Source organism: Spongiibacter sp. (genome assembly GCF_041602295.1).
Taxonomy (GTDB): domain Bacteria; phylum Pseudomonadota; class Gammaproteobacteria; order Pseudomonadales; family Spongiibacteraceae; genus Spongiibacter.
This window is the reverse complement of sequence record NZ_JBFIGO010000010.1, coordinates 38,946-63,055: the sequence shown is the minus strand read 5'-3', so window position 1 is coordinate 63,055 and position 24,110 is coordinate 38,946. Positions and strand designations below refer to the sequence as shown.

The 24,110-nt window shown below is 57.1% G+C and carries 25 protein-coding genes and 3 tRNA genes; 16 read left to right on the top strand and 12 right to left on the bottom strand.

All coding sequences use genetic code 11. The features are described from left to right. The 4 genes from scpB to ABYM29_RS03765 form a co-directional block, all read right to left on the bottom strand. Positions 1 to 687 (bottom strand): SMC-Scp complex subunit ScpB (gene scpB / locus ABYM29_RS03780; protein WP_372862294.1); only part of this gene is annotated, 687 nt, incomplete at its 3' end. Then, positions 687 to 1,613: a ScpA family protein gene (locus ABYM29_RS03775; RefSeq protein ID WP_372862299.1), complete on the bottom strand. Its 927-nt coding sequence runs from the start codon at positions 1,611 to 1,613 to the stop codon at positions 687 to 689. The genes scpB and ABYM29_RS03775, both read right to left, overlap by 1 nt. Before the next feature lie 41 nt (positions 1,614 to 1,654). Further along, positions 1,655 to 2,284, bottom strand: coding sequence for an L-threonylcarbamoyladenylate synthase (locus ABYM29_RS03770; RefSeq protein WP_372862292.1), 630 nt, complete (start codon positions 2,282 to 2,284; stop codon positions 1,655 to 1,657). A 40-nt stretch (positions 2,285 to 2,324) separates the two neighbouring features. Then, on the bottom strand, positions 2,325 to 3,155 hold the full coding sequence (locus tag ABYM29_RS03765; RefSeq protein WP_372862290.1) for a PHP domain-containing protein: 831 nt from the start codon (positions 3,153 to 3,155) through the stop codon (positions 2,325 to 2,327). 131 nt (positions 3,156 to 3,286) lie between these two features. Here ABYM29_RS03765 and ABYM29_RS03760 point away from each other — a divergent pair, with 131 nt between their 5' ends. From ABYM29_RS03760 to ABYM29_RS03740, 5 genes are all read left to right on the top strand, one after another. Further along, complete coding sequence (locus ABYM29_RS03760) at positions 3,287 to 3,994, top strand: VC0807 family protein (protein WP_372862287.1); 708 nt, start codon at positions 3,287 to 3,289, stop codon at positions 3,992 to 3,994. Positions 3,995 to 3,996: 2 nt separating this feature from the next. After that, the gene (locus ABYM29_RS03755) at positions 3,997 to 4,296 is read left to right on the top strand and encodes a YciI family protein (protein ID WP_372862284.1); all 300 of its coding nucleotides are present in this window, start codon (positions 3,997 to 3,999) and stop codon (positions 4,294 to 4,296) included. A gap of 83 nt (positions 4,297 to 4,379) precedes the next feature. Beyond that, complete coding sequence (locus tag ABYM29_RS03750; protein WP_372862282.1) at positions 4,380 to 5,051, top strand: TIGR04211 family SH3 domain-containing protein; 672 nt, start codon at positions 4,380 to 4,382, stop codon at positions 5,049 to 5,051. A gap of 2 nt (positions 5,052 to 5,053) precedes the next feature. Then, positions 5,054 to 5,629: a peptidylprolyl isomerase gene (locus ABYM29_RS03745; RefSeq protein ID WP_372862280.1), complete on the top strand. Its 576-nt coding sequence runs from the start codon at positions 5,054 to 5,056 to the stop codon at positions 5,627 to 5,629. Between the two features lie 12 nt (positions 5,630 to 5,641). Beyond that, a complete protein-coding gene (locus ABYM29_RS03740) occupies positions 5,642 to 6,400 on the top strand; it encodes a pyridoxine 5'-phosphate synthase (protein WP_372862277.1) in 759 nt (252 codons plus the stop codon). A gap of 102 nt (positions 6,401 to 6,502) precedes the next feature. Here ABYM29_RS03740 and ABYM29_RS03735 read toward each other — a convergent pair. From ABYM29_RS03735 to ABYM29_RS03725, 3 genes are all read right to left on the bottom strand, one after another. After that, positions 6,503 to 6,578, bottom strand: a tRNA-His gene (locus ABYM29_RS03735). A gap of 25 nt (positions 6,579 to 6,603) precedes the next feature. Beyond that, positions 6,604 to 6,680 (bottom strand) — tRNA-Arg (locus tag ABYM29_RS03730). A gap of 25 nt (positions 6,681 to 6,705) precedes the next feature. Next, positions 6,706 to 6,782 (bottom strand) — tRNA-Pro (locus ABYM29_RS03725). A gap of 169 nt (positions 6,783 to 6,951) precedes the next feature. Between ABYM29_RS03725 and folD the strand changes: the two genes are divergently transcribed. The 3 genes from folD to ABYM29_RS03710 are packed head-to-tail and all read left to right on the top strand — an operon-like array spanning position 6,952 to position 8,822. Further along, complete coding sequence (gene folD / locus ABYM29_RS03720; RefSeq protein ID WP_372862274.1) at positions 6,952 to 7,797, top strand: bifunctional methylenetetrahydrofolate dehydrogenase/methenyltetrahydrofolate cyclohydrolase FolD; 846 nt, start codon at positions 6,952 to 6,954, stop codon at positions 7,795 to 7,797. A 9-nt stretch (positions 7,798 to 7,806) separates the two neighbouring features. Then, positions 7,807 to 8,466 (top strand): lysophospholipid acyltransferase family protein, encoded by a 660-nt coding sequence (locus tag ABYM29_RS03715; RefSeq protein ID WP_372862271.1) that lies wholly within the window; start codon positions 7,807 to 7,809, stop codon positions 8,464 to 8,466. Continuing rightward, positions 8,463 to 8,822: a VanZ family protein gene (locus ABYM29_RS03710; protein WP_372862268.1), complete on the top strand. Its 360-nt coding sequence runs from the start codon at positions 8,463 to 8,465 to the stop codon at positions 8,820 to 8,822. Before ABYM29_RS03715 ends, ABYM29_RS03710 begins: the two co-directional genes overlap by 4 nt. An 8-nt stretch (positions 8,823 to 8,830) precedes the next feature. Here the strand turns inward: ABYM29_RS03710 and cysS are convergent, their stop codons facing one another. Together cysS and ABYM29_RS03700 are read right to left on the bottom strand one after the other, a co-directional pair. Continuing rightward, positions 8,831 to 10,234 carry a cysteine--tRNA ligase gene (cysS, locus tag ABYM29_RS03705; protein ID WP_372862266.1) on the bottom strand — a complete coding sequence of 468 codons (1,404 nt, stop codon included), beginning with the start codon at positions 10,232 to 10,234 and terminating at the stop codon, positions 8,831 to 8,833. A 78-nt stretch (positions 10,235 to 10,312) separates the two neighbouring features. Beyond that, positions 10,313 to 11,989 (bottom strand): glutamine--tRNA ligase/YqeY domain fusion protein, encoded by a 1,677-nt coding sequence (locus tag ABYM29_RS03700; protein ID WP_372862263.1) that lies wholly within the window; start codon positions 11,987 to 11,989, stop codon positions 10,313 to 10,315. A 150-nt stretch (positions 11,990 to 12,139) separates the two neighbouring features. On the opposite strand from ABYM29_RS03700, the gene ABYM29_RS03695 reads away from it, so the two are divergent. From ABYM29_RS03695 to ABYM29_RS03665, 7 genes are all read left to right on the top strand, one after another. Continuing rightward, on the top strand, positions 12,140 to 12,634 hold the full coding sequence (locus ABYM29_RS03695; protein ID WP_372862261.1) for a peptidylprolyl isomerase: 495 nt from the start codon (positions 12,140 to 12,142) through the stop codon (positions 12,632 to 12,634). A 2-nt stretch (positions 12,635 to 12,636) separates the two neighbouring features. Then, entirely contained in the window at positions 12,637 to 13,362 is a 726-nt protein-coding gene (locus ABYM29_RS03690) for a UDP-2,3-diacylglucosamine diphosphatase (RefSeq protein ID WP_372862259.1), read from the top strand. A 289-nt stretch (positions 13,363 to 13,651) separates the two neighbouring features. Further along, positions 13,652 to 15,016: a CmpA/NrtA family ABC transporter substrate-binding protein gene (locus tag ABYM29_RS03685; RefSeq protein WP_372862256.1), complete on the top strand. Its 1,365-nt coding sequence runs from the start codon at positions 13,652 to 13,654 to the stop codon at positions 15,014 to 15,016. Between the two features lie 40 nt (positions 15,017 to 15,056). Continuing rightward, the gene (locus ABYM29_RS03680) at positions 15,057 to 16,073 is read left to right on the top strand and encodes an ABC transporter permease (protein WP_372862254.1); all 1,017 of its coding nucleotides are present in this window, start codon (positions 15,057 to 15,059) and stop codon (positions 16,071 to 16,073) included. A gap of 10 nt (positions 16,074 to 16,083) precedes the next feature. Then, a complete protein-coding gene (locus tag ABYM29_RS03675; protein ID WP_372862252.1) occupies positions 16,084 to 16,938 on the top strand; it encodes an ABC transporter ATP-binding protein in 855 nt (284 codons plus the stop codon). 1 nt (position 16,939) lies between these two features. Continuing rightward, positions 16,940 to 18,244, top strand: a complete 1,305-nt coding sequence (locus ABYM29_RS03670; protein WP_372862249.1) for a CmpA/NrtA family ABC transporter substrate-binding protein — start codon at positions 16,940 to 16,942, stop codon at positions 18,242 to 18,244. After that, positions 18,241 to 18,822 (top strand): ANTAR domain-containing response regulator, encoded by a 582-nt coding sequence (locus ABYM29_RS03665; protein WP_372862246.1) that lies wholly within the window; start codon positions 18,241 to 18,243, stop codon positions 18,820 to 18,822. The genes ABYM29_RS03670 and ABYM29_RS03665 overlap by 4 nt, the downstream gene beginning before the upstream one ends. Positions 18,823 to 18,828: 6 nt before the next feature. Here the strand turns inward: ABYM29_RS03665 and ABYM29_RS03660 are convergent, their stop codons facing one another. Continuing rightward, positions 18,829 to 19,440, bottom strand: a complete 612-nt coding sequence (locus ABYM29_RS03660; protein WP_372862245.1) for a tRNA-(ms[2]io[6]A)-hydroxylase — start codon at positions 19,438 to 19,440, stop codon at positions 18,829 to 18,831. 51 nt (positions 19,441 to 19,491) lie between these two features. Continuing rightward, on the bottom strand, positions 19,492 to 19,959 hold the full coding sequence (locus ABYM29_RS03655; protein WP_372862242.1) for a DUF1289 domain-containing protein: 468 nt from the start codon (positions 19,957 to 19,959) through the stop codon (positions 19,492 to 19,494). A gap of 211 nt (positions 19,960 to 20,170) precedes the next feature. On the opposite strand from ABYM29_RS03655, the gene acnB reads away from it, so the two are divergent. After that, positions 20,171 to 22,798, top strand: coding sequence for a bifunctional aconitate hydratase 2/2-methylisocitrate dehydratase (gene acnB / locus ABYM29_RS03650; RefSeq protein ID WP_372862240.1), 2,628 nt, complete (start codon positions 20,171 to 20,173; stop codon positions 22,796 to 22,798). Between the two features lie 60 nt (positions 22,799 to 22,858). Here acnB and ABYM29_RS03645 read toward each other — a convergent pair whose 3' ends face one another. Further along, entirely contained in the window at positions 22,859 to 24,097 is a 1,239-nt protein-coding gene (locus ABYM29_RS03645) for a cytochrome P450 (protein ID WP_372862238.1), read from the bottom strand. Positions 24,098 to 24,110 lie beyond the last annotated feature (13 nt).

Below are 24,110 nucleotides of genomic sequence, written 5' to 3'. Positions count from 1 at the left end.
TTCGGCTTCGGCTTCGGCTTCGGCTTCGGCTTCGGCTTCGGCTTCGGCTTCGGCTTCGGCTTCGGCTTCGGCTTCGGCTTCGGCTTCGGCTTCGGCATTATCAGTATCAGACCCCGTGGGCTGATCTTTATCGAACTGCAATTCACTATTCAACGAATCCAGATCGGCAATTTCCGCCAAGCTGGGCAGTTCATCCAGATTACTGAGATTAAAGTAGTCGAGAAATTGGCGAGTGGTGGCATACATCGCCGGTCGCCCCGGCACATCTTTATGCCCCACTACACGCACCCACTCGCGTTCAAGCAGGGTTTTAACAATCTGTGAACTCACCGCCACACCGCGAATTTCTTCAATATCGCCACGGGTAATCGGCTGGCGGTAAGCGATAAGTGCCAGCGTTTCCAGCAGTGCCCGAGAGTAGCGCTGTGGCTTTTCATCCCACAGACGCCCCACCCAGGGCGCCAATTCCTCGCGCACCTGAAAACGGTAGCCACTGGCCACGACTTTTAGCTCATATCCCCGCTCTTCACAGCTGCGATCAATCTGCGCGAGAGCATCTCGAATGACGTTCGCAGCGGGGCGCTGCTCATCGTCGAACAATTCGCCAAGTTGCGCGATCGTCAACGGTTTGGAGGCCGCCATCAGCGCCCCTTCAAGAATTTTCTGTAACTGCTGCGCGTCTATCATTAGGTATTTTTGGCTTTTACGTGGATCGGTGCAAAGGGCGCCGACTGAACAATCTCAACAAGGGATTCTTTGATCAATTCCATTATCGCCAAAAATGTGACGACAACCCCCAGGCGTCCCTCTTCAGGCTTAAACAGCGATACGAAGGGCACAAAATTATCCCCATTCAAGCGCGCCAACACCTCAGACATCCGTTCACGAGTCGACAGTTTTTCACGCTCGACTTGATGACTAATGTAGAGGTCGGCTCGTTGCAAGACCTCGCTGAGCACCAGCATCAATTCCTTGAGGTCGACATCGGGCTCCTGCTTGACCTTGTTGAGCGGTGGCGGCGCCACACTCACCAGATAGCTGTCACGACCGACGCGGGGCAGCTGGTCAATATTTTCGGCAGCTTGCTTAAAGCGCTCGTATTCCTGCAGGCGACGGATAAGCTGTGCTCGGGGATCTTCGTCCTCATCCACGGCTTCATTTGAACGCGGCAGCAACATGCGCGACTTGATTTCGGCCAACATCGCGGCCATAAGCAAATACTCCGAAGCCAGCTCAAACTGCATGGCGTTCATCATATTCACGTACTGCATGTACTGCTCAGTAATCTGTGCGACGTTAATCTCGAGGATATCGAGGTTTTGGCGCTTAATAAGATAAAGCAGCAGATCCAGAGGCCCCTCAAAGGCCTCTAGAAAAACTTCTAGAGCCTCCGGCGGAATATACAAATCTTTAGGCAGCTCGGTCAGCGGCTTTCCCTGAACAACCGCAAAGGGCATTTCACCCTGTAAATGCTGCTGGCGCAGCGCTGTCAGGCTGACAATTTCCATCGCTTTCGCCTCAGGGGCCGGGCGTGGCGCATCCGGCAGTTCTTCAACTACCATGACCTGCTCTGCATCGCGACCCTGATCCTGCTGCACGGAAACTCCCGCTATTTGCCCCCAAGCCGGCGATTATACGGGGAACTGGCCGGCGGTCACAGCGCTTGTTCAAATTGACTGACATCACCCAGACCGCGGCGCACCACGACGGGCACATCGTCAACCAAATCAATAACCGAAGTCGCCTCCATACCGCAATAACCGCCATCGATCACCAGGTCGACCTGATTCCCGAGCGTATCGCGGATATCGTAGGGGTCGGTCATCGGCAACTCATCACCCGGCAGAATAAGACTAACGCTCATTAAGGGCTCACCCAGCTCGGCGAGTAGATCCAGGCAAATCTGGTTGTCGGGCACGCGCAGCCCGACACTCTTGCGTTTGGGGTGGTGTAGTCGTTTTGGCACCTCGGGGGTAGCACGCAAGATAAAGGTATAGGGCCCGGGTATCAGATTTTTCAACAAGCGAAAGGCGCTATTATCCACTCGTGCATAATTCCCCAGCTCAGAAAGGTCACGGCACAACAAGGTAAAATTGTGCTTATCATCTAAACGGCGAATCGCCCGCACCCGCTCTAATGCTGCCTTGTCTCCCAGGTGACAGCCCAGCGCGTAGGCCGAATCCGTCGGGTAGACGATCACCCCGCCATTGCGCACAATGTCTGCGGCCTGCTTGATCAGCCGCGACTGGGGGTTTTCAGGGTGAATTTGGAAAAATTGACTCATGACCTTCCTTAAGAATACTGACTGCATCAGCGCAGACAAACTATCCAGCTCGCAGCCAACGCTGCCAGACCGGAGTACACAAACCCACCACCTCCGCCTCGCAACCGAGGTCGCACCACTGACTGAGATGATGGAAATCACTCCCCACCGAGGCTTCAAGCTCGAAGTATTTACACAACTCGCGCAGGTAGCGCAACTCCGCTTCCGCCGGGCGACCATTACACACTTCCAGAGCGTCTCCGCCGCGCTCACAAAACTCCGCCAACAAGCGCCGCAGTTTGGCATTGGTCATTTTATAGTGCAGCGGATGAGCGATTACCGCAGCGCCCCCGGCGCCATGAATCCAGCCCAACACCTGCTCTAGGGACGGCCACATCGCCTTAACATCGCCAATCTTGCCCGCCCCCAAGTAGCGATCAAAGGCCTCACTCATCGAACGCACCTGACCGTTTTCCAGCATATAGCGAGCGAAATCGGGGCGCCCCAGTGGGCGATCTGACACCCGCTCGTATAAAGCCTCCAAACTGACGGCCACGCCACGCTTGGCCAAACGCTTGGCGATTTCTTCGCCGCGCTGCTGCCTAGCGCGTTTTTGTTCAGCAACAGCCAGCGTTAAACCCGGCTCCGCCGCATCCAAACCCAAGCCCAATACGTGGATGTTGACGCCCTGCCAATTGCAGGAAAACTCAGCACCACAAACCAATTGCACGCCCGCGCAAGCCTCTACATCCACTTGCTGGTAGGCATCCAAGGTATCGTGATCGGTAATCGCGAGCAGGCCGACACCTCGCTCGGCAGCTCGCAGCAACAACTCCTGAGGCGACAATCCGCCATCAGAAGCCGTCGTATGGGTGTGCAAATCAACAATCAAAGCCTGCGCTCCCGCAAATAAAATAGTAACAGCCGCTGCCGGCCGGTCGGCGCTAGTGATAATTCGGGAAAATGGTTATAGTGAGCCGCGCGCCAGGCGCCAACCTCATTCCAAGCATTACAGGACACTCCATGCCCCAGCAAGCCAAGGGCAAGCCACGGCACAACGCCGTGACCAACCTGCTATTCAACATCGTGATACCCACGCTGATTCTCACCAAGCTCAGCAACGACGAAGCCCTCGGCCCAAGCTGGAGCATTGTTATCGCACTGGCCTTCCCCCTGTGCTTTGGCGCCTGGGACTTTTTTAAGATTCGCCGCACCAACGTCTTCTCAATTTTGGGATTTGTCAGCATATTGCTGACTGGCGGCATCAGCCTACTGGAATTAGACGCGCAGTATATCGCCATTAAAGAGGCCAGCATTCCCGGCTTAATCGGCTTGGCAACCCTACTGTCACTATACACCCCCTACCCACTGATCAAAACGCTGTTATTCAACGACGAGATTGTCGACACCGCCCGGGTTGAACAGGCGCTCACGGCGCACCGCGCCCACGACGCCTTCAATACCGCCCTGCGTCGAGCCACTTATATGCTGGCCTTCTCGTTCTTCTTGTCCTCAGCGCTTAACTACCTGCTCGCAAAAATCCTTCTGGTCAGCCCTCCCGGCACCCCGGAATACAGTGCCGAACTGGGCAAAATGACCGGACTGAGCTTCCCTGTTATCGCCCTGCCCTGCACACTGGTGATGATGGCTGCACTGTTCTATTTGATGCGCCGAGTCCGAGCGCTGACCGAGCTCGATCTTGAACACATTTTCCGACTCCACCAGGACTGACCATGATTTACGCCATCATCAGTGAAGACGTTGCCAACAGCCTCGACAAGCGCCTCGCCGCACGCCCGGCACATTTAGCACGACTTGAGGAACTAAAAGCCGATGGTCGACTCCTACTCGCAGGGCCGCACCCGCGCATCGACAGCGAAGACCCAGGCAGTGAAGGCTTCTCCGGCAGCCTGGTCGTCGCGGAATTCGACAGCCTGGCCGACGCCCAGCACTGGGCAGATGCCGACCCCTATATCAGCGCCGGCGTCTACGCCCGAGTAACCGTTAAGCCGTTCAAGAAAGTCCTGCCCTAAGGCACGCAAATTGAACTATTAAAGCAAGTCCATTAGTCTTATTGATTAATGTCTTACAGCTAATTTTTAAAGTGGATATGCCAGTGAAAAACCCGATGCTCCTCGGCCTGCTGACCGCACTGCTGACCCTGTCCGGCACCGCCTTTGCCGAAACACGCTATATCAGCGACAAAGTCTACGTCCCACTGCGAGTCGGCGATGGCAGCAAGTACCGTATTGTTCACCGCGGCCTGCCCAGCGGCACAAAACTGGAATTGCTCGAAACCAACGAAGACAGCGGCTACTCCAAGGTAAAAACCAGCAGCGGCACCGAGGGCTGGCTACCCAGCCACTACCTGATTGACGCGCCTGTCGCCCGCACGCGCCTGAGAGAAACCGAGGCCAAACTCCAAAAACTCAGTGAGTCCAACAAAGCTCTGCGCGAGCAACTGAACAACACCACCCAAAGCAGTGAAAAAACCGCCTCAATCGTCGAACAACTGGAAAGAGAGAACAGCGCACTCAGCGAAGAACTGGATGCGATCAAACGCATCTCGGCCAACGCAATCAAACTCGACAGCGACAACCGGCGACTGCTGGAAAGTAACCAAATGCTGAGTAGTGAACTCGATGTACTGAAAACCGACAACGCACGACTGCGTGAAAACCAGGAAAATGAGTTCTATCTTAATGGCGCCTTCGCCGTGTTAATCGGCGTCATGATTGCGCTAATCGTCCCGCGAATGACGCCCAAGCGCCGCTCAGAATGGGTATAGCTATGCCTCGCTTAGCGTTTTTTGCCGCCCTGCTCAGCCTGCTCGCACTGGCCATTCCCAGCCATGCCAACGACAACCCCATCGCCACCCTGCACACCAGCGAGGGCGACATCCGCATTGAGCTACTGCCCGAGCACGCGCCCATCACCGTCGCCAATTTTCTCAACTATGCCGAGAGCGGCTTCTACGACGGAACCATCTTTCATCGGGTTATTCGCCGCTTTGTGGTGCAAGGCGGCGGATTTACCGTCGACATGCAGGAAAAAGCCAATGGCGAAGCCATCGTCAACGAATCCAAAAGCAGTCGTTTAAGCAATGAGCGCTGGACGGTTGCCATGGCCAGAACCAGCGACCCCAATAGCGCGCGCTCACAATTTTTCATCAACTTGCGCATGAACCTCTCGCTGGACGCCCGCATGGGCCGCGACGGCTACGCAGTGTTTGCCAGGGTCATCGACGGCCAGCACGTAGTTCGCGACATCAGCAATAAACGCACCCACCGCTTAGGCGACTTTGACGACGTCCCCATTGAACCGATCGTACTGGAACGCATTAGCCTGAGCACCAGCCGACCTTAGCCGGAGCGCACGATGACCGCACTGAGCATCAACCTGAACAAAATTGCGCTTATCCGCAACTCCCGCGACACCGCTTACCCAAGCGTTACCGAGCACGCCCAGCGCTGCATTAACGCCGGCGCCCACGGCATTACCGTCCACCCGCGACCGGACCAACGCCACATTCGCGCCGACGACTGCTACGCCCTCGCGGAGGTGCTAGATGTCGAGTTCAATATCGAGGGCAACCCGCTCGCGCCAGCAATGAAGAGCGACCGGCACGGGGTTAGCGACTACCCCGGCTTTATGGAAATCATCCGCCGCACCCGCCCTGCGCAGTGTACCTTAGTGCCAGACAACAACAGCCAACTCACCTCTGACCACGGCTTTGACCTGCAGCGCGACGGCGATACCCTGCTCCCCATCATTGAAGAACTAAAACAACTCGGCGTCCGAGTCAGCCTGTTCATGGACCCAGACCCCAACCAGATCGTCCTTGCCAAAGCGATTGGCGCAGATCGCATAGAACTGTACACCGGGCCCTACGCGGAACACTTCGGTGGCGCACAGCAACAGGACACCCTGGCGCGCTTTGTCGAGGCCAGCAAGGTTGCTGCCGATTGCAACCTAGGGCTCAACGCCGGCCACGACCTCAACCTGCACAACCTGGCGCTGTTCAAAAACAGTGTCACCGCCCTGCTAGAAGTCTCTATCGGCCACGCCTTTACCGTCGACGCCATCGAACTCGGCCTCGATAACTGTATTGCCGCCTACCTCGACTGCCTGCGCTGAGCGGGCCTTCCTTAGCGAACATCCAGACGACAAAAATTCGCCACAAAATAGCAATTTACGAAAAATTCAACGGCGGGAAAACAGAAAAAATAGCTGGGAAAATGGGGTGGCCGACGGGGCTCGAACCCGCGACAACAGGAATCACAATCCTGGACTCTACCAACTGAGCTACGGCCACCACAAAGTATGACTTTTCCCGTAAATGGCACGCCCGACAGGATTCGAACCTGTGACCGACGGCTTAGAAGGCCGTTGCTCTATCCAGCTGAGCTACGGGCGCAACAAGCGTCAGGAGTTGACCAAAATGGTCGGGGTAGAGAGATTCGAACTCCCGACATCCTGCTCCCAAAGCAGGCGCGCTACCAGACTGCGCTATACCCCGAAACATGTGTAACTCATGCCCCCTTACAGGAGCTGCGCATGATACGCAGGCGCCTTAGAGGCGTCAACAATTTTAGCAAAAAAACTTACAGACTTTATTGGCCTGCACATTTGCAGCGTGCGACAATAACAGCTTAATTTCAATCACCTTTTTTCGGAGAAAAACCGGGATGGCGGCACAGATTCTGGACGGCAAGGCACTGGCGGCAAGCTGGGAAGAGCAGCTCTCAAAGCGCGTGGCAGTGTTAAAGGACAAATCCGGCGGCAAAACGCCCATTCTGGCAACGATCCTGGTCGGTGACGACCCCGCCTCGGCGACCTATGTAAAGATGAAAGGCAACGCCTGCCGGCGCGTTGGCATGGACTCAATGGCCGTCGAGCTTCCCGCCTCTACCACCACCGAACAGCTGCTTGCAAAAATTGACGAGCTCAACAACGACCCCGACGTCCACGGCATTTTGCTCCAGCACCCCGTCCCCGAGCAAATCGACGAACGCGCCTGCTTTGACGCCATTGCCCTGAGCAAGGATGTCGACGGCGTCACCTGTCTAGGCTTTGGCCGTATGGCCATGGGTGAGGCCGCCTATGGCTGCGCCACCCCTAAGGGCATTATGCGCCTACTGGAGCACTACAACATCGATATCGAAGGCAAACACGCCGTCGTGGTCGGGCGCAGCGCAATTCTCGGCAAACCCATGGCAATGATGCTGCTCGAAGCCAATGCCACCGTCACTATCTGCCACTCGCGCACGCAAAACCTGCCCGCACTGATCGCCCAGGCCGACATTCTTGTGGGCGCGGTGGGCAAGCCTGAGTTCATTAAAGCCGACTGGGTTAAAGATGGCGCGGTCGTCGTCGATGCCGGCTACCACCCCGGCGGCGTGGGTGACATCGAGCTGGCTCCACTCATGGAGCGCGCCAGCGCCGTCACGCCGGTTCCCGGTGGCGTCGGCCCGATGACCATCAATACACTGATTTTTCAGAGCGTCGATTCAGGCGAAAAAGCACTGGCCTGAGGCGACTCCGTGGCAAAACGACAACGCAAACCCAAGGTCATTGGCCCCAGCCAAAAGGCCGCGCGAGCCGTTCTCATCGGCTTTATGCACGGCCTGTTTACCCTGACCCGCACAGTGAGGTTTCGCAACAAACCGCAAATAGAAACGCCCTGCGTTATCGCTGTGTTTCACGACGAGTTGCTGCCACTGTGCAAATATTTTGCCCACAGCAACGCCAGCACGATCGCCTCGCAGAACCACTTTGGTTATGCCATCGGCAAAGCTCTGGAGGCCTACGGCATCAGCGTCGCCTTTGGCTCACCCAGCCGCGGCGGCCGGGACGCCTTTTTTCAGCTGCTGCGCCGCGCCAAACACTCGTCGATAACCGTGTTCACCGTCGATGGCTCACGCGGCCCTCGCCACGAAATGAAGCCCGGCGCCGTCGCCCTGGCGCGCAAGACGGGACTGCCCCTTTACCTTATGAGACTGGAATACAAGGGCTGGCGGATCGAGTCGACCTGGGACAAATTTAAAATTCCGCAGCCCTTCACTGGCGCCACCTTTCACTGCGAACGCTTTCCACTAGAAAACTACGACAGCAATGCCGAGGTCGAGGCTATCACCAAAGATGCCGAACGGCGCCTGCAAGCCTTACTGAAAGACGATTACCAGGAAAAACGCGCCCAATGAAGCTGAACCGCTGGCAGCAAATCCTGCTGCTGAGCCTGTACACGGCGGTGATCACCGTCCTGTCGCTCACCCCCGCTCAAGATATGCCATCGCTAAATGTCTGGGACAAGCTGCAACACTTTGCCGCCTATTTTGTCTTTATGGTATTCGCCTACCCGGTGTCCAACAGCAGCCGCGGGCGGCTGGTTTTTGCACTGCTGATTATCGCCTACAGTGCGCTGATGGAGTACGGCCAGTCATTAATGCCCGGCCGCATGCCCTCGGGGGGCGATATGCTGGCCAACAGCCTAGGGGTTGTCGGCGGCTTTATCGCCATGAGCGTCTTCAGCGCCTACCTCGCTAAGCGCAAGCGCTGAAGCGACGCTCAGCTGCGCCGCCAAGTCGTCCCTTGCCGGCTGTCCTCGAGCACCACGCCCTGCTCCAACAGCGACTCGCGGATTTCATCTGCACGGGCAAAATTGCGGTCTTTTTTCGCCTGAACCCGCTCCGCGATTAAGGCCTCGATCGCCTCCGCACTCAGCTCGCCCGCCGAACCGGCCTGCAAAAATGCCTCTGCCTCACAGCCCAGCACGCCCAGCACCGCCGCCAGTGAACGCAGTAAGCCGGCCTGCTCAGTCAGCTTTTCCATATCCCCCGCGGCGCGGCTAGTATTCATTTCTCGCACCAGATCAAACAGCACGGCCAGCGCCTCGGGCGCCGCGAAGTCATCACTCATCGCGGCGTCAAAACGCTGCACATAGGCATTGTCCGCCGGCAAATCGCCATAGGGCGTCAAGGCCGCCAGTGGCAAACCCTTTAAGGCGTGATAAAAACGCTCGAGGTTCTGCCGGGCAATCTGCAAATTCTCCTCGGAGTAATTAATGGCGCTGCGGTAGTGACTGGAAATCAAGAAGTAGCGCACTACTTCCGGGTGGTATTTGTCGAGAATTTCGCGAATGGTAAAGAAATTGCCCAGCGACTTAGACATTTTCTCATTGTCGACCCGCACCGCACCCGCATGCATCCAAGTATTGGCATAGGGCTTACCGGTGGCGGCCTCGGATTGCGCAATTTCGTTCTCATGGTGCGGAAACACCAAGTCGGGGCCGCCGCCGTGAATATCGAAATTGTCGCCCAGACAGCAGGTCGACATCGCCGAGCACTCGATATGCCAGCCCGGGCGCCCCTCGCCCCAGGGTGATGGCCAGCTGACCTCGCCCGCTTTAGCGGCCTTCCACAGGGCAAAGTCACGCGGATCTTCCTTGGCTTCATCAACCGCTATGCGCGCCCCCGACAATAATTCTTCGGGATTCTTCCCCGACAATTTACCGTAGTCGGCAAAGCGGCTCACCCGGTAGTAGACATCACCGTTGGCCGCCGCATAGGCGTAATCGCGCTCAATCAACTGGGTGATCATCGCCAGAATATCGCTGATATGCGCCGTCGCGCGGGGCTCGGCATTTGGTTCCGCAATCCCTAAACGCTCGGCATCTTCATGCATCGCAGCGATAAAGCGTTCAGTCAGCGCGGTGTATTGCTCACCGTTTTCCTCGGCGCGCCGCAAAATCTTGTCATCAATATCGGTGATATTGCGCACGTAATTGAGCTCATAGCCCTTGGCGCGCAGGTAGCGACTAATAACATCAAAGGCCACCAACACGCGAGCGTGACCAAGGTGGCAGTAGTCGTAGACCGTCATACCGCAGACGTACATTTTGACCTTGCCGGGATCAATCGGTGTCAGGGCTTCTTTTTTGCGGCTCAGGGTGTTGTATATCTGTATGCTCATGATCTTCGCTATTGCTGGCAGAAGGGGCTACACGCCCCGCCTGCATAATGAATTGAGACGCCTGCGGCGACCGGCGCTTTACTGGTCGGCCTTGCCCCAGCTGTCACGCAGCGCAATGGTGCGATTAAACACCGGCTGCTCGCTACTGTGCTCATAGCGGTCGGCGACAAAATAGCCGGTACGCTCAAACTGGAAGCGGCTTTCCGGCGCGCACTCCGCCAAACCCGGTTCAATCCAGCAGCCCTCGAAAACGGTCAGCGACTCCGGGTTGACATGGGCCATAAACTCCTCGCCGCCGCGATCCGGTGCCGGGTGATTAAACAGCCGGTCATAACTGCGCACCGTCGCCTGTTTGCCACCTTTGGCGGACACCCAGTGAATCACCCCCTTGGGCTTCACGCCGTCAGCCGGATCCTCGCCCAGTGTATCGGGGTCATAGCTGCAGTGAACCTCGACGATATTGCCCTGCTCATCCTTAACCACTTCTTCGGCCAACAGCACATAGGCGCTGCGCAAGCGCACTTTTTTACCCAGCACCAGACGCTTGAATTTCTTATTGGCCTCCTCGCGAAAATCATCGCGCTCGATATAGATCTCGCGACTAAAGGGCAATACGCGCTCGCCGAGGTTGTCGCGGTTGGGGTGGCCCGGCGCCGACAACTGCTCGACCTTGTCCTCGGGATAGTTGCTAATCACCAGCTTCAGTGGGTCCATCACACACATCGCGCGCGGGGCATTCTTATCGAGATCATCGCGGATTGCATGCTCTAACATGGCCATATCGACAATGCCTTCGCTGCGCGCCACACCGACCATTTCACAGAACTGACGCAGCGCCGCCGGGGTAAAGCCGCGACGGCGCATACCGGCGATCGTCGGCATGCGCGGATCGTCCCAGCCGTCGACCACACCCTCATCAACCAGCGCTTTGAGCTTGCGCTTGCTGGTCACTGTGTAATTGATATTCAAGCGGGCAAACTCGTACTGCTTGGGCTGAGCGGGCACCGGCAAATTGTCGATAAACCACTCATACAGTGGCCGATGGTCTTCAAATTCCAAGGTGCAGATAGAGTGGGTAATCCCCTCGATGGCATCGGACTGGCCGTGAGTAAAATCGTAGGTGGGGTAAATACACCATTTATCACCGGTTTGGTGATGAGACTGCTTGCGAATGCGGTAGATAATCGGGTCACGCATATTCATATTCGGCGCAGCCATATCTATCTTGGCGCGCAGCACCTTTGTACCCTCGTCATACGCGCCGTCGCGCATAGCAGCAAACTCGGTGAGATTCTCTTCTACGCTGCGCTCGCGAAATGGGCTATTGCGCCCCGGCTCCGTCAGCGTACCGCGATATTCACGCGCTTGGTCGGCACTCAGCTCACAGACATAGGCTTTGCCGGCGCGAATCAACTCCAGCGCATAGTCATAAAGGGTATCGAAATAATCCGACGCGTAACGCACCGGCCCCGACCACTGGTAACCCAGCCAGTGGATATCTTCCTGAATGGCATCGATATAGGCCTGCTCTTCCTTCGCCGGGTTGGTGTCGTCGAAACGCAGATGGCAGTGGCCGCCAAAATACTCGGCTAAGCCAAAGTTCAAGCAGATAGACTTGGCGTGGCCTATATGAAGAAAACCATTGGGCTCGGGAGGAAAGCGGGTGACCACCTCACCCTGCAGGCGGCCGGCTTCGATGTCCTTGCGGATAATACTGCGAAGAAAGTTATTTCCGGCGACGTCTTGTTCACTCATTGAATCGTAATTCTCTCGGTTTGTGGCGCCAATCACTGGGCGGGTCGGCAAGAAGGACGGTCGGCCCCACTTACGGGCTCGGTTTCGCCGCCAAGGCAAAAGCCGTATTATAGCGGCTTTAATTTCGGCTTATAAGCGAGATCAAGGCAAATGGTTATCTTTAAAACAAATTTCGGCGACATCAAAATCGAACTGGATTTCGAAAACGCCCCCAAAACAGCGGCAAACTTCAAGCAATACGTTGAAGAAGGCTTCTACGACGGCACCATCTTCCACCGCGTTATCAACGGCTTTATGGTGCAAGGCGGCGGCTTTGAACCCGGCATGAAGCAAAAAGCCACTCGCGAGCCCATCGAGAATGAGGCTGACAACGGCCTTAAGAACACCGTTGGCACCCTCGCCATGGCGCGCACCATGGACCCCCACTCGGCCAGCGCCCAGTTCTTCATCAACGTTAAAGACAACGACTTCCTCAACCACAGCGGCAAGAACATGCAAGGCTGGGGCTACGCGGTATTCGGCAAAGTCAGCGAAGGCATGGACGTTGTTGAAAAAATCAAAGCGGTCGCCACCACCAGCGCCGCCGGCCACCAAGACGTCCCCGCCGAAGATGTCCTCATTGAAAAAGCGGTATGGCAGGACTAAGCATGCGCAGCCTGTTCATCTCTGATCTACATCTCGATGAGCAGCGCCCGGCGATCAGCCGGGCGTTTTTCCATTTTATAGAACACCAGGCCAAAGCCGCTGACGCCCTGTACATTCTCGGCGACTTCTTTGAAAGCTGGATCGGCGACGACGACAGCAGCGAGCTGATTGAACAGGTCAAAACCGCCCTGTCTGCTCTGCGTCCCAGTGGCTGCCAACTTTACCTGATGCATGGCAATCGCGATTTTTTGATCGGCGAGCAATTTTGCCAAGACGTTTCCGCCACCCTGCTTAGCGACCCCACCGTCATTCAGCTAGCCGGCGAAAACACCCTGCTGATGCACGGCGACAGCCTGTGTACCGGTGACCAAGAATATTTGGCCTTTAGGCAAATGGCCCGCTCTGCGCAGTGGCAGCAACAAATACTCAGCAAAAGCCTGGCCGAGCGCCGCGCACTGGCCAAGCAAATGCGTATGGCCAGCAGTGAAGCCAATAGCAACAAGGCCGAAGACATCATGGACGTCACCCCCGAGGAAGTCCTCAAGGTGATGACCGAGCACCGCTGCCAGCGACTGATCCACGGTCACACTCACCGCCCGGCCCGACACGCCATCACCGTCAATGGCCAAAACGCCGAGCGCATCGTGCTAGGCGACTGGCACCAGCAAGGCTGGCAGCTAGAGTGCGACGGCCAACATTTAAGCCTGGACGCCTTCGACATCCGCTGAGCTGTCCAGCCCCCTTCAACAGCCTCCGGCTGCGCGCACTAGCGGTGCACGGTGCCAGCCATTGGCGCTACAGCCCTGCACCACCTTTCCCCAAGGCCCTGTTGTTTTTGCGAAAATAAACGACAACTCACTGTTTCAATTGATTATTTTACAATTGGCACAGCCATTGCTATCTCCATCATAGAACGTTCAGCCGCCGATACCGTCGGCGCAAGCTTCGCACTAGAACTTGAGAGTCTGTGGCCTGATCCCCCTCAGGGCTGTCAATACCAACTTATGGAGAGCAGTAATGTCTTGGTATCGCACCGCCATCAAAACCGCAGTTAGCACACTGGCACTGAGCATCAGCAGCCTGAGCGTGGCCGTTGAACCGGAAAAAGAAGAACTCAAATTTGGCTTCATTAAACTGACCGACATGGCGCCATTGGCCATCGCCTATGAAAAGCAGTACTTCGAGGACGAGGGTCTCTACGTCACCCTGGAAGCCCAGGCCAACTGGAAAGTCTTGCTAGACCGAGTCATTACCGGTGAGCTGGACGGGGCTCACATGCTCGCCGGCCAGCCGCTCGGCGCCACCATCGGCTTTGGTACCCAGGCCCATATCATTACCGCCTTCAGCATGGACCTCAACGGCAATGGCATCACCGTCTCCAATGACATCTGGGAGGAGATGAAACCCCATATTCCCAAGCGCAGCGACGGCAAACCCGTTCACCCGATCAAGGCCGACTACCTCAAACCGGTGGTCGACAAATACAAAGCCGAGGGCAAGCCCTTCAAAATGGGCATGGTATTCCCGGTCTCCACCCACAACTACGAGCTGCGCTACTGGTTGGCAGCGGGCGGTATTCACCCCGGCTACTACGCCCCCGCCAAAGGTGATACCAGCGGCCAAATTGACGCCGACGCACTGCTTTCCGTCACCCCCCCACCGCAAATGCCGGCCACCATGGAAGCCGGCACCATTTACGGCTATTGCGTGGGCGAGCCGTGGAACCAGCAGGCCGTATTTAAAGGCATTGGCGTGCCGGTCATCACCGACTACGAAATCTGGAAAGATAATCCCGAGAAAGTGTTCGGCGTCAGCAAAGCCTGGGCAGATAAGTATCCGCAAACCCATATCGCTGTCGTGAAAGCGATGATCCGCGCGGCTAAATGGCTGGACGCCAACAACAACGCCAACCGCCCAGAAGCCGTCAAGATTCTGTCTCAGCCAAACTATGTCGGCGCCGACTACGATGTCATTGCCAACTCCATGACCGGCACCTTTGAGTACGAAAAAGGCGACAAGCGCGAAGTGCCCGACTTTAACGTCTTCTTCCGTCACAACGCCACCTACCCCTACTACTCTGACGCCATTTGGTATCTCACCCAGATGCGCCGCTGGGGGCAGATTGCCGAGCACAAGCCAGACAGCTGGTATATGGACATCGCCAAAAAGGTATACCGGCCCGATATCTATGCCCTGGCTGCTAAAGAGTTAATTGCCGAAGGCAAAATGGCCGCGAGCGACTTCCCCGACTTTGCCAGTGAAACCGGCTTTAAGGCGCCGCAAACCGAGTTCATTGACGGCATCAGCTACGACGGCCGCAAGCCCAATGACTACCTGTCTAAATTCAACATTGGCCTCAAGGCAGGCGACAGCCTGAAGTAAGCCCAACGCCCGCCGCCTGCGGCGGGCTAACGGAGTGGTTATGTTTAAGCAAAATACCTTCTACTATCTCAACCTCGCTGGCTTTCAGTGGTTGATTCCACTGTTAAAACTCGCCAGCGGGGATGAGCCCCGCGAGCAAGCACGGCAAATCGCCCGCCAAATCGGCCTGCCGCTGTTGGCAATCGCGGTATTTCTGGCGCTGTGGTCTGCCGCCGCCGCGCGTATCGACACCAGCCTGGGCAGCTTCCCTGGGCCCGCTGCGGTCGTCAGCGCCGGCCAGAGCCTCTGGCAGGAACACCGTGCAGAGCGTGAAAAAGCCGAGGCCTTTTACGAACGCCAGCGGCTGCGCAATGAAAAGAAGCTGGCCAAGAACCCCGACGCCGAGGTAAAAATCCGCCCCTACACCGGCAAACCGACCTATCTGGATCAGATTGCGACCAGCCTAATCACCGTGTTCAGCGGCTTCTTACTCGCCTCGCTAATCGCCATTCCAATAGGTATCGCCTGCGGCCTGAGTCCGCTGCTGAACACCGCTATCTCGCCGATCATCCAGGTGCTCAAGCCGGTGTCGCCACTGGCCTGGTTGCCGCTGGTGACCATGGTGGTCAGCGCCGTATATATCAGTGACGACCCACTCATGGCCAAGTCCTTCGTCAACTCAGCCATCACCGTCACACTCTGCTGCATGTGGCCAACGTTGATTAACACCGCCATGGGTGTGGCCAATATCGATCGCGACCTCATCAATGTCGGCCGTGTTATTCAGCTCAACTGGTTAACGCAAGTGCGCAAAATTGCCCTGCCCGCCTCACTGCCGATGATCTTCACCGGCCTGCGTATCTCCCTGGGCATAGGCTGGATGGTATTGATCGCCGCAGAGATGCTGGCGCAAAACCCTGGCCTGGGTAAATTTGTCTGGGATGAATTTCAAAACGGCAGTTCTGAGTCGCTGGCGCGCATCATGTTTGCCGTTATCACCATCGGCCTTATTGGCTTTGCCCTCGACTCATTGATGCAAACCCTTCACCGAATCGTCGCCCACGACGACGCTGCCTGAGGATCAGACTATGCCCCACTATTTGGATATATCGCAGATCAGCATCGACTTCCCCACCAAGAACGGCCCGTTTCGCGCGCTGGATAAAGTGGACTTAAAGATTGAACGCGGCGAATTTATTTCCCTGATCGGCCATTCAGGCTGCGGCAAATCGACCGTTTTAAATATTGTCGCCGGTCTCTACCAGGCCACTGAAGGCGCCGTGGTACTGGAGTCTAAAGAGGTTAATGAGCCAGGCCCGGATCGCGCGGTGGTCTTTCAAAACCACAGCCTCTTCCCCTGGCTGACCGTCTATGAAAATGTGGAACTCGCCGTTAAACAGGTGTTTAAGGGCAGCAAATCCCGCGCCGAAATCCACGACTGGGTGGAGCGCCAGCTCGAACTGGTGCATATGTCGCACGCCATGCACAAATACCCGGCGGAAATCTCCGGCGGCATGAAACAGCGCGTGGGCATTGCCCGGGCGCTGGCCATGGAGCCCAAGGTACTGCTCATGGACGAGCCCTTCGGCGCCCTCGACGCCCTGACCCGGGCGCATTTACAGGATGCGCTGATGGAGATCCAGGCAACCCTTAACAACACCGTTATTCTCATCACCCACGATGTTGACGAGGCGGTATTACTGTCCGACCGCATTGTGATGATGAGCAATGGGCCCGCCGCCAGTGTCGGCGAGGTACTTAAGGTCGATCTGCCGCGACCGCGCGACCGACTGGCGCTGGCCGGCGATGCCGACTACAACCGCTACCGGGCAGCGGTACTGACCTTCCTCCACAAGAAGCAGGCCAAGTCCACACCGATCACCGCGGCCAAATCAACCGCAAGCCACAGCGAAACCTCGTTAAAAAAGGCCGTAGGAGCCTGATATGGCCAAGCACCGCCGCCCACCGGCTAGCGCACCGGAAAAAACCGCCCTGCGCCTTGGCTTTATGCCACTGAGCGACTGCGCGCCGCTAATCATCGCCTACGAAAAAGGTTTTTTTGCAGCAGAGGGCTTAGAGGTCGAACTGTGCAGGGAAACCTCGTGGGCAGCCATCCGCGACAAGGTCGGTCTGGGTATACTCGACGGCGCACAAATGCTGGCGTCTATGCCGCTGACCAGTCGCCTTGGCATCGGCGGCCCGCGCTTTAATTTCATTAGCGCCATGGTGCTCGACTTAAATGGCAATGCCATCACGCTGAGCCGCGAGCTCTACCAGCAACTCGCGGCGATCGACCCCCACAGCGCCAACTGCCCGGCCGCCGCCGCATCGGCTCTGCGCTCGCTGATCAAACAGCGCAAACCCACCCAGCCCAGACTGCGCTTCGGCACGGTCTACCCCTGCTCACCACAGAGTTTCGAGCTGCGCTACTGGTTGGCCTGCGGCGGCATTGATCCGGATCGCGACGTTGAAATCGTCGTCGTGCCCCCTCCCAAAATGGTATCGGCAATGAGCGATGGCAACATCGACGGTTTTTGCGTCGGCGAGCCCTGGAACACACTGGCGGTGCAGCAGCGCCTTGGCGATGTGGTCGCCAGCAAATACCAGCTGTGGAACAACAGTCCGGAAAAGGTCTTTGCCATTACCGAGGACTGGGCGGCTCGCCACCCCAACAGTCATCAGGCACTGCTGCGCGCCCTGTTGCGCGCGTGCATATGGCTAGACCAAGCCGCCCACCGCCAACAGTGCGCCAGGATTATCAGCCAAGCCGCCTATATCGCCCTGCCGGAAGACACCGTCGCCCTGTCCCTGCGTGGCTATTCCCAAAAACACTACGCTGAACGGCCGCAGTACCAGCCCGACTTCCATGTCTTCCACCGCTACTCGGCCAACTTCCCCTGGCTCAGCCACAGCGATTGGTACATCGCCCAACTCTACCGCTGGCAGTTGCTGAGCGAGCCGCTAAACCTGGACGACATCGCCAGCGCGGTATTCAAGCCCGACCTTTATCGCCAGGCCGCAGAGGCATTGGGCATCGACTGCCCCAAAATCGACCGCAAGAGCGAGGGCAATCTGCACGAAAAAATGTTGCTGACTAACTCCACGCAACTGGGACCCAATCGCTTCATCGACGGCACGATTATCCCGGTCGGCGGTACCTTGCAATACCTAAAGCAGTTAAAGTTAGCGGCCAATGCATTGGATACATTGCAACAAGCCAACCCCGAACAACGTCTGAGCAATCAATGAAACTATTACTGATCGACCTCGAGGCAACCGCCGTGGAGCGTTTAAGCTCCGCCCTGTCGAGTGCCGGCATCCACTGCCGCAGCCTCGCCGGCGAGCACTGTGACCTTTATAGCGAGCTGCAGCAATGGCCGGCCGACATCATTCTCACCTGCATTGATTCTCCTCACCGCGACACCTTGGAACACTTCGCTCACAGCCACGCCAACAGCCCTCAGACCGTCATCGAGCTGGCCGGACGCAGCTCGGAAAGTATTGCCCGTCTGGCCAGCGAGCTGCAGCTAAGCCTCTATGCCATTAACAACTTGCGAGACAGCCTGCTACAAGCACTGCTGGATATCGTCATTTACCAGCTGCACAGTCTCGATCAGCTCAAAACTGAAATGGCGGCAGCGCGCTTTACGCTAGAAAAGCGCAATCACACCCAGCAAGCGGTTTCCTATATTGTCGATAAATTTGCGCTGCGCCCCGAGCAAGCGGAAGAACTGTTGCGCAAGAATGCCCACCAGCAGCAGCGCAGTATTGAAGAAGTCGCCAGGGGCTTATTGGCGGGAGGAAAACTGGCCGCGATAGGCGCCTGAACCCTATCAGGCCGCCTGCAGTGGCCCGCTGTGAAAGCGAAACAGAGTGTCGGGCGCGACAATCAGCTCGCCCTCGCGCTGGCGAAATTCGGCGATGCGCTCGTCGATCGCCCCATCGGCATAGGCTCTGGCCAGGCTCAAATAGTCTTTAAAATGACGCGATTCAGACTTTAATAGCGAGCGGTAGAAGTCACCTAACTCCGTATCCAAGTGCGGGGCAATCTTGGCAAAGCGTTCACAGCTGCGCGCCTCAATCAGCGCACCGCAAATCAGAATATCGACCAACTTTCCCGGATCACTGGCGCGGCACAGCTCGCGCAGGCCGTTGGCATAGCGGGCCGAAGAGATATGCCGGTAGGCCACCCCCCGCTTTTTCATAATCGCCAACACCTGCTCGAAATGGCGCAGCTCTTCCCGCGCCAAACGCGACATTTTGTTGAGCAGGTCAATTTTATCGACGTAGCGGAACATCAGGTTCAGCGCGGTACCGGCGGCCTTTTTTTCGCAATTGGCATGATCAATCAGCAGCTCTTCAGGGTGCTGCAAGGCCGCCACCACCCAGGCATCGGGGGTTTCACAGGGAAGAAATTCAAGAATTTCGGAGATATCGACGGCCATCGCCACTGCCTTGCACAAAAGCCGCGATTATATCAGCCGCCGAGCGCTGGCTCAGCCCTCTTTTTGCACATAGCGGCCGATATAGCGCTCATAGTGTGCTTCAGAAAGCAGAAAAAACTCGCGATCAATGGCTTCGCGCAGCGCCAACAGCGACCGGTCCTGCCAATTCACATCCACCGTAAAGCCGTACTCACGGGGCTGATGGATCTGCCCGGCACCGGCGCGCAGCAACTGAAACAGCCAAATATACGGATCTTTATGCAGCGGATAGCGCACACGCTGTACTTGCAGCTGCCAAGCCAACAAATCCGCATTCACAATATGCACTTTGTCCTGCATAACTTGCACAAGAAAACTGTCCAAGCGCGCATCAATAATACGCTTTTGCTCCTGGCTATAACTGTTCCAGTTAATCACCTCGTGACAAAAACGCTTGCAGCCACGGCAGACATCATCGCCGATGCCAGTCGAGCAGACACCAATACAGGGTGTGGCCACACGGCGCAGCAGATCAGACAAAACAACTCCAGACAGGTTTTTCAGCCAAGGCGAAAGAGTAAGCGAGCACCCGACCCGACGCAAGAGCAGTAACAAGATGAACAAACCTTAACCTGGGTAGGGATTTTCAGTATACTTGCCCACCCTATTTCGCATCGATGACGGGCATCGATAGCCCCCGCCTCCGGCGATCCCGGACTAGGGGTACCGAAACTGATAAGAGGAGTTAACAGTGCTAGAAGCATATCGTAAGCATGTCGAGGAGCGCGCGGCCCAGGGCATCGTCCCCAAGCCCCTGAACGCCGAGCAAGTAGCAGGCCTGGTTGAGCTGCTCAAAAATCCGCCTGCCGGCGAAGAAGAAACACTGGTTGAGCTGATCTCAAACCGCGTGCCGCCGGGTGTTGACGAAGCCGCTTACGTCAAAGCTGGCTTTCTGTCTGCCATTGTTAAAGGCGAAGCGAACAGCCCTCTGATCAGTAAAGAACAAGCCGTTAAACTGCTGGGCAATATGCACGGCGGCTACAATATCTCCACCCTGGTGGAACTGCTGGACGACGCGGCCCTGGCTCCTCTGGCCGCCGAAGAGCTCAAGCACACTCTGCTGATGTTCGATGCCTTCCACGATGTGGAAGAAAAAGCCAAAGCCGGCAACGACCTGGCTAAAGGCGTTATGCAAAGCTGGGCGGACGGCGAGTGGTTCACCAACCGCGCCGAAGTCCCCGAAAGCATTGTAAAAACCGTATTTAAAGTCACCGGTGAAACCAACACCGACGACCTGTCACCGGCGCCCGACGCCTGGTCGCGCCCAGACATCCCGCTGCACGCGCTGGCGATGTACAAAATGGAACGCGACGGCATCAAGCCCGACGAGCAAGGCAAAATTGGTCCCCTGGCGCAAATTGCTGAGCTGGAGAAGAAAGGCCACCCCATCGCCATGGTCGGCGATGTAGTCGGTACCGGCTCCTCGCGTAAATCTGCCACTAACTCTGTGCTGTGGTTCTTCGGCGACGACATTCCTGGCGTCCCCAACAAGCGCGGCGGCGGTGTGTGTATCGGCGGTAAAGTTGCCCCGATCTTCTACAACACCATGGAAGATGCCGGCGCACTGGTATTTGAAGCCGACGTTGAACAGCTGAACATGGGTGACGTGATTGAAATTCGCCCCTACGACGGCGTAATCAAAAACGTCGAGACTGGCGAAACGCTGAGCACCTTCGAACTGAAGTCTGAAGTGCTGCTCGACGAAGTTCGCGCTGGCGGCCGTATCAACCTGATCATTGGTCGCGGTCTGACTACCAAAGCCCGCGAATCACTGGGTCTGGAGCCCTCCACCCTGTTCCGCGTGCCCTCGCAGCCCGCCGACACTGGCAAAGGCTTTACTCTCGCACAGAAAATGGTTGGCCGCGCCTGTGGCCTGCCCGAAGGTCAGGGCGTACGTCCCGGCACCTACTGCGAGCCGAAAATGACCACTGTGGGTTCTCAGGACACCACTGGCCCGATGACCCGCGACGAGCTGAAAGACCTGGCCTGCCTGGGCTTCTCTGCCGACCTGACCATGCAGTCTTTCTGCCACACAGCGGCCTACCCCAAGCCCGTTGATATCGATACCCAGCACAGCCTGCCGGACTTCATCATGACCCGCGGCGGTGTTTCCCTGCGCCCCGGCGACGGTATCATCCACAGCTGGTTGAACCGCATGCTGCTGCCGGACACGGTCGGTACCGGCGGTGACTCACACACCCGCTTCCCAATGGGTATCTCCTTCCCTGCCGGTTCTGGTTTGGTGGCGTTTGCTGCTGCCACAGGTGTTATGCCTCTGGATATGCCCGAGTCGGTACTGGTGCGCTTTAAGGGTGAAATGCAGCCGGGTATCACCCTGCGCGACCTGGTTCACGCCATTCCTTACCAGGCGATCAAAGACGGCCACCTGACCGTTGAGAAGAAAGGCAAGAAGAACATCTTCTCTGGCCGCATTCTCGAGATCGAAGGCCTGGAAGGCCTGACCGTAGAGCAGGCCTTTGAACTGTCCGATGCCTCGGCCGAGCGCTCTGCTGCCGGCTGTACCATCAAACAGGGTATTGACGAAATCTCCGAGTACCTGCGCTCCAACATCACTCTGCTGCGCTGGATGGTCAGCGAAGGCTACGGTGACAAGCGCACCCTGGAGCGTCGCGCTCGCAAAATGGAAGAGTGGCTGGCCAACCCCAGCCTGCTGGAAGGCGATGCAGATGCCGAATACGCTGCAGTTATCGAAATCGACCTCGACCAGCTGACCGAGCCGGTTGTTTGCTGCCCGAACGATCCCGACGACGCCAAACTGCTGTCTGAAGTTGCTGGTGACAAAGTCGATGAAGTGTTCATTGGTAGCTGCATGACCAATATCGGTCACTTCCGCGCCGCCGGTAAACTGCTCGATGCCCACAAAGGTAGCCTGTCTACCCGCCTGTGGCTGTCACCGCCGACCAAGATGGATCAGCACACGCTGATGGAAGAAGGTTACTACAACATCTTCGGCGCAGCTGGTGCCCGCATGGAAATGCCTGGCTGTTCACTGTGCATGGGTAACCAGGCACGTGTTGCCGACGGCGCCACCGTGCTGTCGACATCAACGCGCAACTTCCCCAACCGCCTAGGCACCGGCGCCAATGTCTACCTGACATCCGCCGAACTGGCTGCAGTTGGCGCGATTGTTGGCCGCCTGCCCACGCCGGAAGAGTACCAGCAGTACGTGCAAGGCCTGAAGAGCATGTCTGCGGATATCTACCGCTACATGAACTTCGACCAGATCGAATCCTTCCAGAAAGGAGCCGAAGAAGGCGCGCGCATCGCTTCAGTAGAAATTACCGAAGTGTCTGCCTAAGCCTCTGGCCTAGTACGAAGAAAGCCGCCCTCGGGCGGCTTTTTTTATGCCTGCGATTCATTACTTAAAGCGGTAGCGAATCGGCAAACTGCTCAAACCACTAACAAAATGACTGGGGATATAGCCCGGCTCGCCAGCCAGTTCTAGCGACGCCAACTGTGGCAACAGCTGTTGCATAAAGCAGGTAATTTCCATCCTCGCCAAGTGCATGCCCAGGCAATTGTGGCGGCCGTGACCAAAGGCCAGGTGCTTACTGGGCGGGCGCCCCACATCAAAGACGTCCGGCTGAGCGATCGCCTGCGCATCGCGATTGGCCGACTCAAAAAACATCACCACGGTATCGCCCTTTTTCAAGGCCGCCCCGGCCAACTCGGTATCGGCCAGCACGGTGCGCGCAAAATGCTTAACCGGCGACACCCAGCGAATCATTTCATCGGCGGCGCCAGCACACAGCGCGGGTTCCCCCTGTAGTCGCCGCAGCTGCTCGGGGTGCTGCAGCAGTGCCAGCAACCCCCCAGCCAGACTGGCGCTGGTAGTGTCGTGGCCAGCCGTGGCCAGCAGCACCAGGTATGAGGTCAGGGTAAAGGGGTCGATCAATTCACCGCCGAGACGGGCATTGGCCAACACACTGGCAATATCATCGCGCGGCTGGCGGCGGCGCTCGTCCACCAGCACGCTAAAGTACTCCGACATCGCCTGTACGGTTTCCATAAATACCGTAGCGCTGTCTTTGTCCTCACTAATATAGGCATCGGGTGCAAACAGCCGCTGAGTCAACGCCAAGATATCCGCCTCGTCTTGCCGGGGAATACCGATTAACTGCATCACCACCCGCAGCGGGTACCAAAAGGCAATATCGCCGGCAAAATCACAGCGACCGTCACGCTCGCGCATCTGTCCGATAAACTCCTCGGCCAGGCCTTCGACATGACCGCGAAGCTTGGCGATATTGGCGGGCATAAACCAGTCGCGGGTCAGCTTGCGCAGTGCCATATGCTGCGGCCCATCCATATGCACCAGGGTTTTGACCCCCATGATGTCGCCAAACCGTTCGAGATTGGCCTTCTCCAGCGCCTCCAGAATCACCACTGCTCTCGGCTCGGCGCTAAACAGCGCCGGTGTAGACTCGATATAGCGAATATCCTGATAGCGGGTCACCGCCCAATAGGGCCGAATATCATCCGGCTCCACCCAACAAATCGGCTGGGATTGGCGAAGCTCGGCCAACAGCCGGCGTATCTCGGCGGGGCGCGCATAGGCTTGTGCATGCGTTAAATTTCGAGGATCGAGGGCATCCATAATACTGTCCTTA

What these genes read in the sequence shown, in the direction of transcription:
- ABYM29_RS03770 (WP_372862292.1), bottom strand. Translation starts at nt 2,284, where the DNA reads ATGAGTCAATTTTTCCAAATTCACCCTGAAAACCCCCAGTCGCGGCTG.
- ABYM29_RS03760 (WP_372862287.1), top strand. Translation starts at nt 3,287, where the DNA reads ATGCCCCAGCAAGCCAAGGGCAAGCCACGGCACAACGCCGTGACCAAC.
- ABYM29_RS03755 (WP_372862284.1), top strand. Translation starts at nt 3,997, where the DNA reads ATGATTTACGCCATCATCAGTGAAGACGTTGCCAACAGCCTCGACAAG.
- ABYM29_RS03745 (WP_372862280.1), top strand. Translation starts at nt 5,054, where the DNA reads ATGCCTCGCTTAGCGTTTTTTGCCGCCCTGCTCAGCCTGCTCGCACTG.
- ABYM29_RS03740 (WP_372862277.1), top strand. Translation starts at nt 5,642, where the DNA reads ATGACCGCACTGAGCATCAACCTGAACAAAATTGCGCTTATCCGCAAC.
- folD (WP_372862274.1), top strand. Translation starts at nt 6,952, where the DNA reads ATGGCGGCACAGATTCTGGACGGCAAGGCACTGGCGGCAAGCTGGGAA.
- ABYM29_RS03710 (WP_372862268.1), top strand. Translation starts at nt 8,463, where the DNA reads ATGAAGCTGAACCGCTGGCAGCAAATCCTGCTGCTGAGCCTGTACACG.
- cysS (WP_372862266.1), bottom strand. Translation starts at nt 10,234, where the DNA reads ATGAGCATACAGATATACAACACCCTGAGCCGCAAAAAAGAAGCCCTG.
- ABYM29_RS03700 (WP_372862263.1), bottom strand. Translation starts at nt 11,989, where the DNA reads ATGAGTGAACAAGACGTCGCCGGAAATAACTTTCTTCGCAGTATTATC.
- ABYM29_RS03695 (WP_372862261.1), top strand. Translation starts at nt 12,140, where the DNA reads ATGGTTATCTTTAAAACAAATTTCGGCGACATCAAAATCGAACTGGAT.
- ABYM29_RS03690 (WP_372862259.1), top strand. Translation starts at nt 12,637, where the DNA reads ATGCGCAGCCTGTTCATCTCTGATCTACATCTCGATGAGCAGCGCCCG.
- ABYM29_RS03685 (WP_372862256.1), top strand. Translation starts at nt 13,652, where the DNA reads ATGTCTTGGTATCGCACCGCCATCAAAACCGCAGTTAGCACACTGGCA.
- ABYM29_RS03680 (WP_372862254.1), top strand. Translation starts at nt 15,057, where the DNA reads ATGTTTAAGCAAAATACCTTCTACTATCTCAACCTCGCTGGCTTTCAG.
- ABYM29_RS03675 (WP_372862252.1), top strand. Translation starts at nt 16,084, where the DNA reads ATGCCCCACTATTTGGATATATCGCAGATCAGCATCGACTTCCCCACC.
- ABYM29_RS03670 (WP_372862249.1), top strand. Translation starts at nt 16,940, where the DNA reads ATGGCCAAGCACCGCCGCCCACCGGCTAGCGCACCGGAAAAAACCGCC.
- ABYM29_RS03665 (WP_372862246.1), top strand. Translation starts at nt 18,241, where the DNA reads ATGAAACTATTACTGATCGACCTCGAGGCAACCGCCGTGGAGCGTTTA.
- ABYM29_RS03660 (WP_372862245.1), bottom strand. Translation starts at nt 19,440, where the DNA reads ATGGCCGTCGATATCTCCGAAATTCTTGAATTTCTTCCCTGTGAAACC.
- ABYM29_RS03645 (WP_372862238.1), bottom strand. Translation starts at nt 24,097, where the DNA reads ATGGATGCCCTCGATCCTCGAAATTTAACGCATGCACAAGCCTATGCG.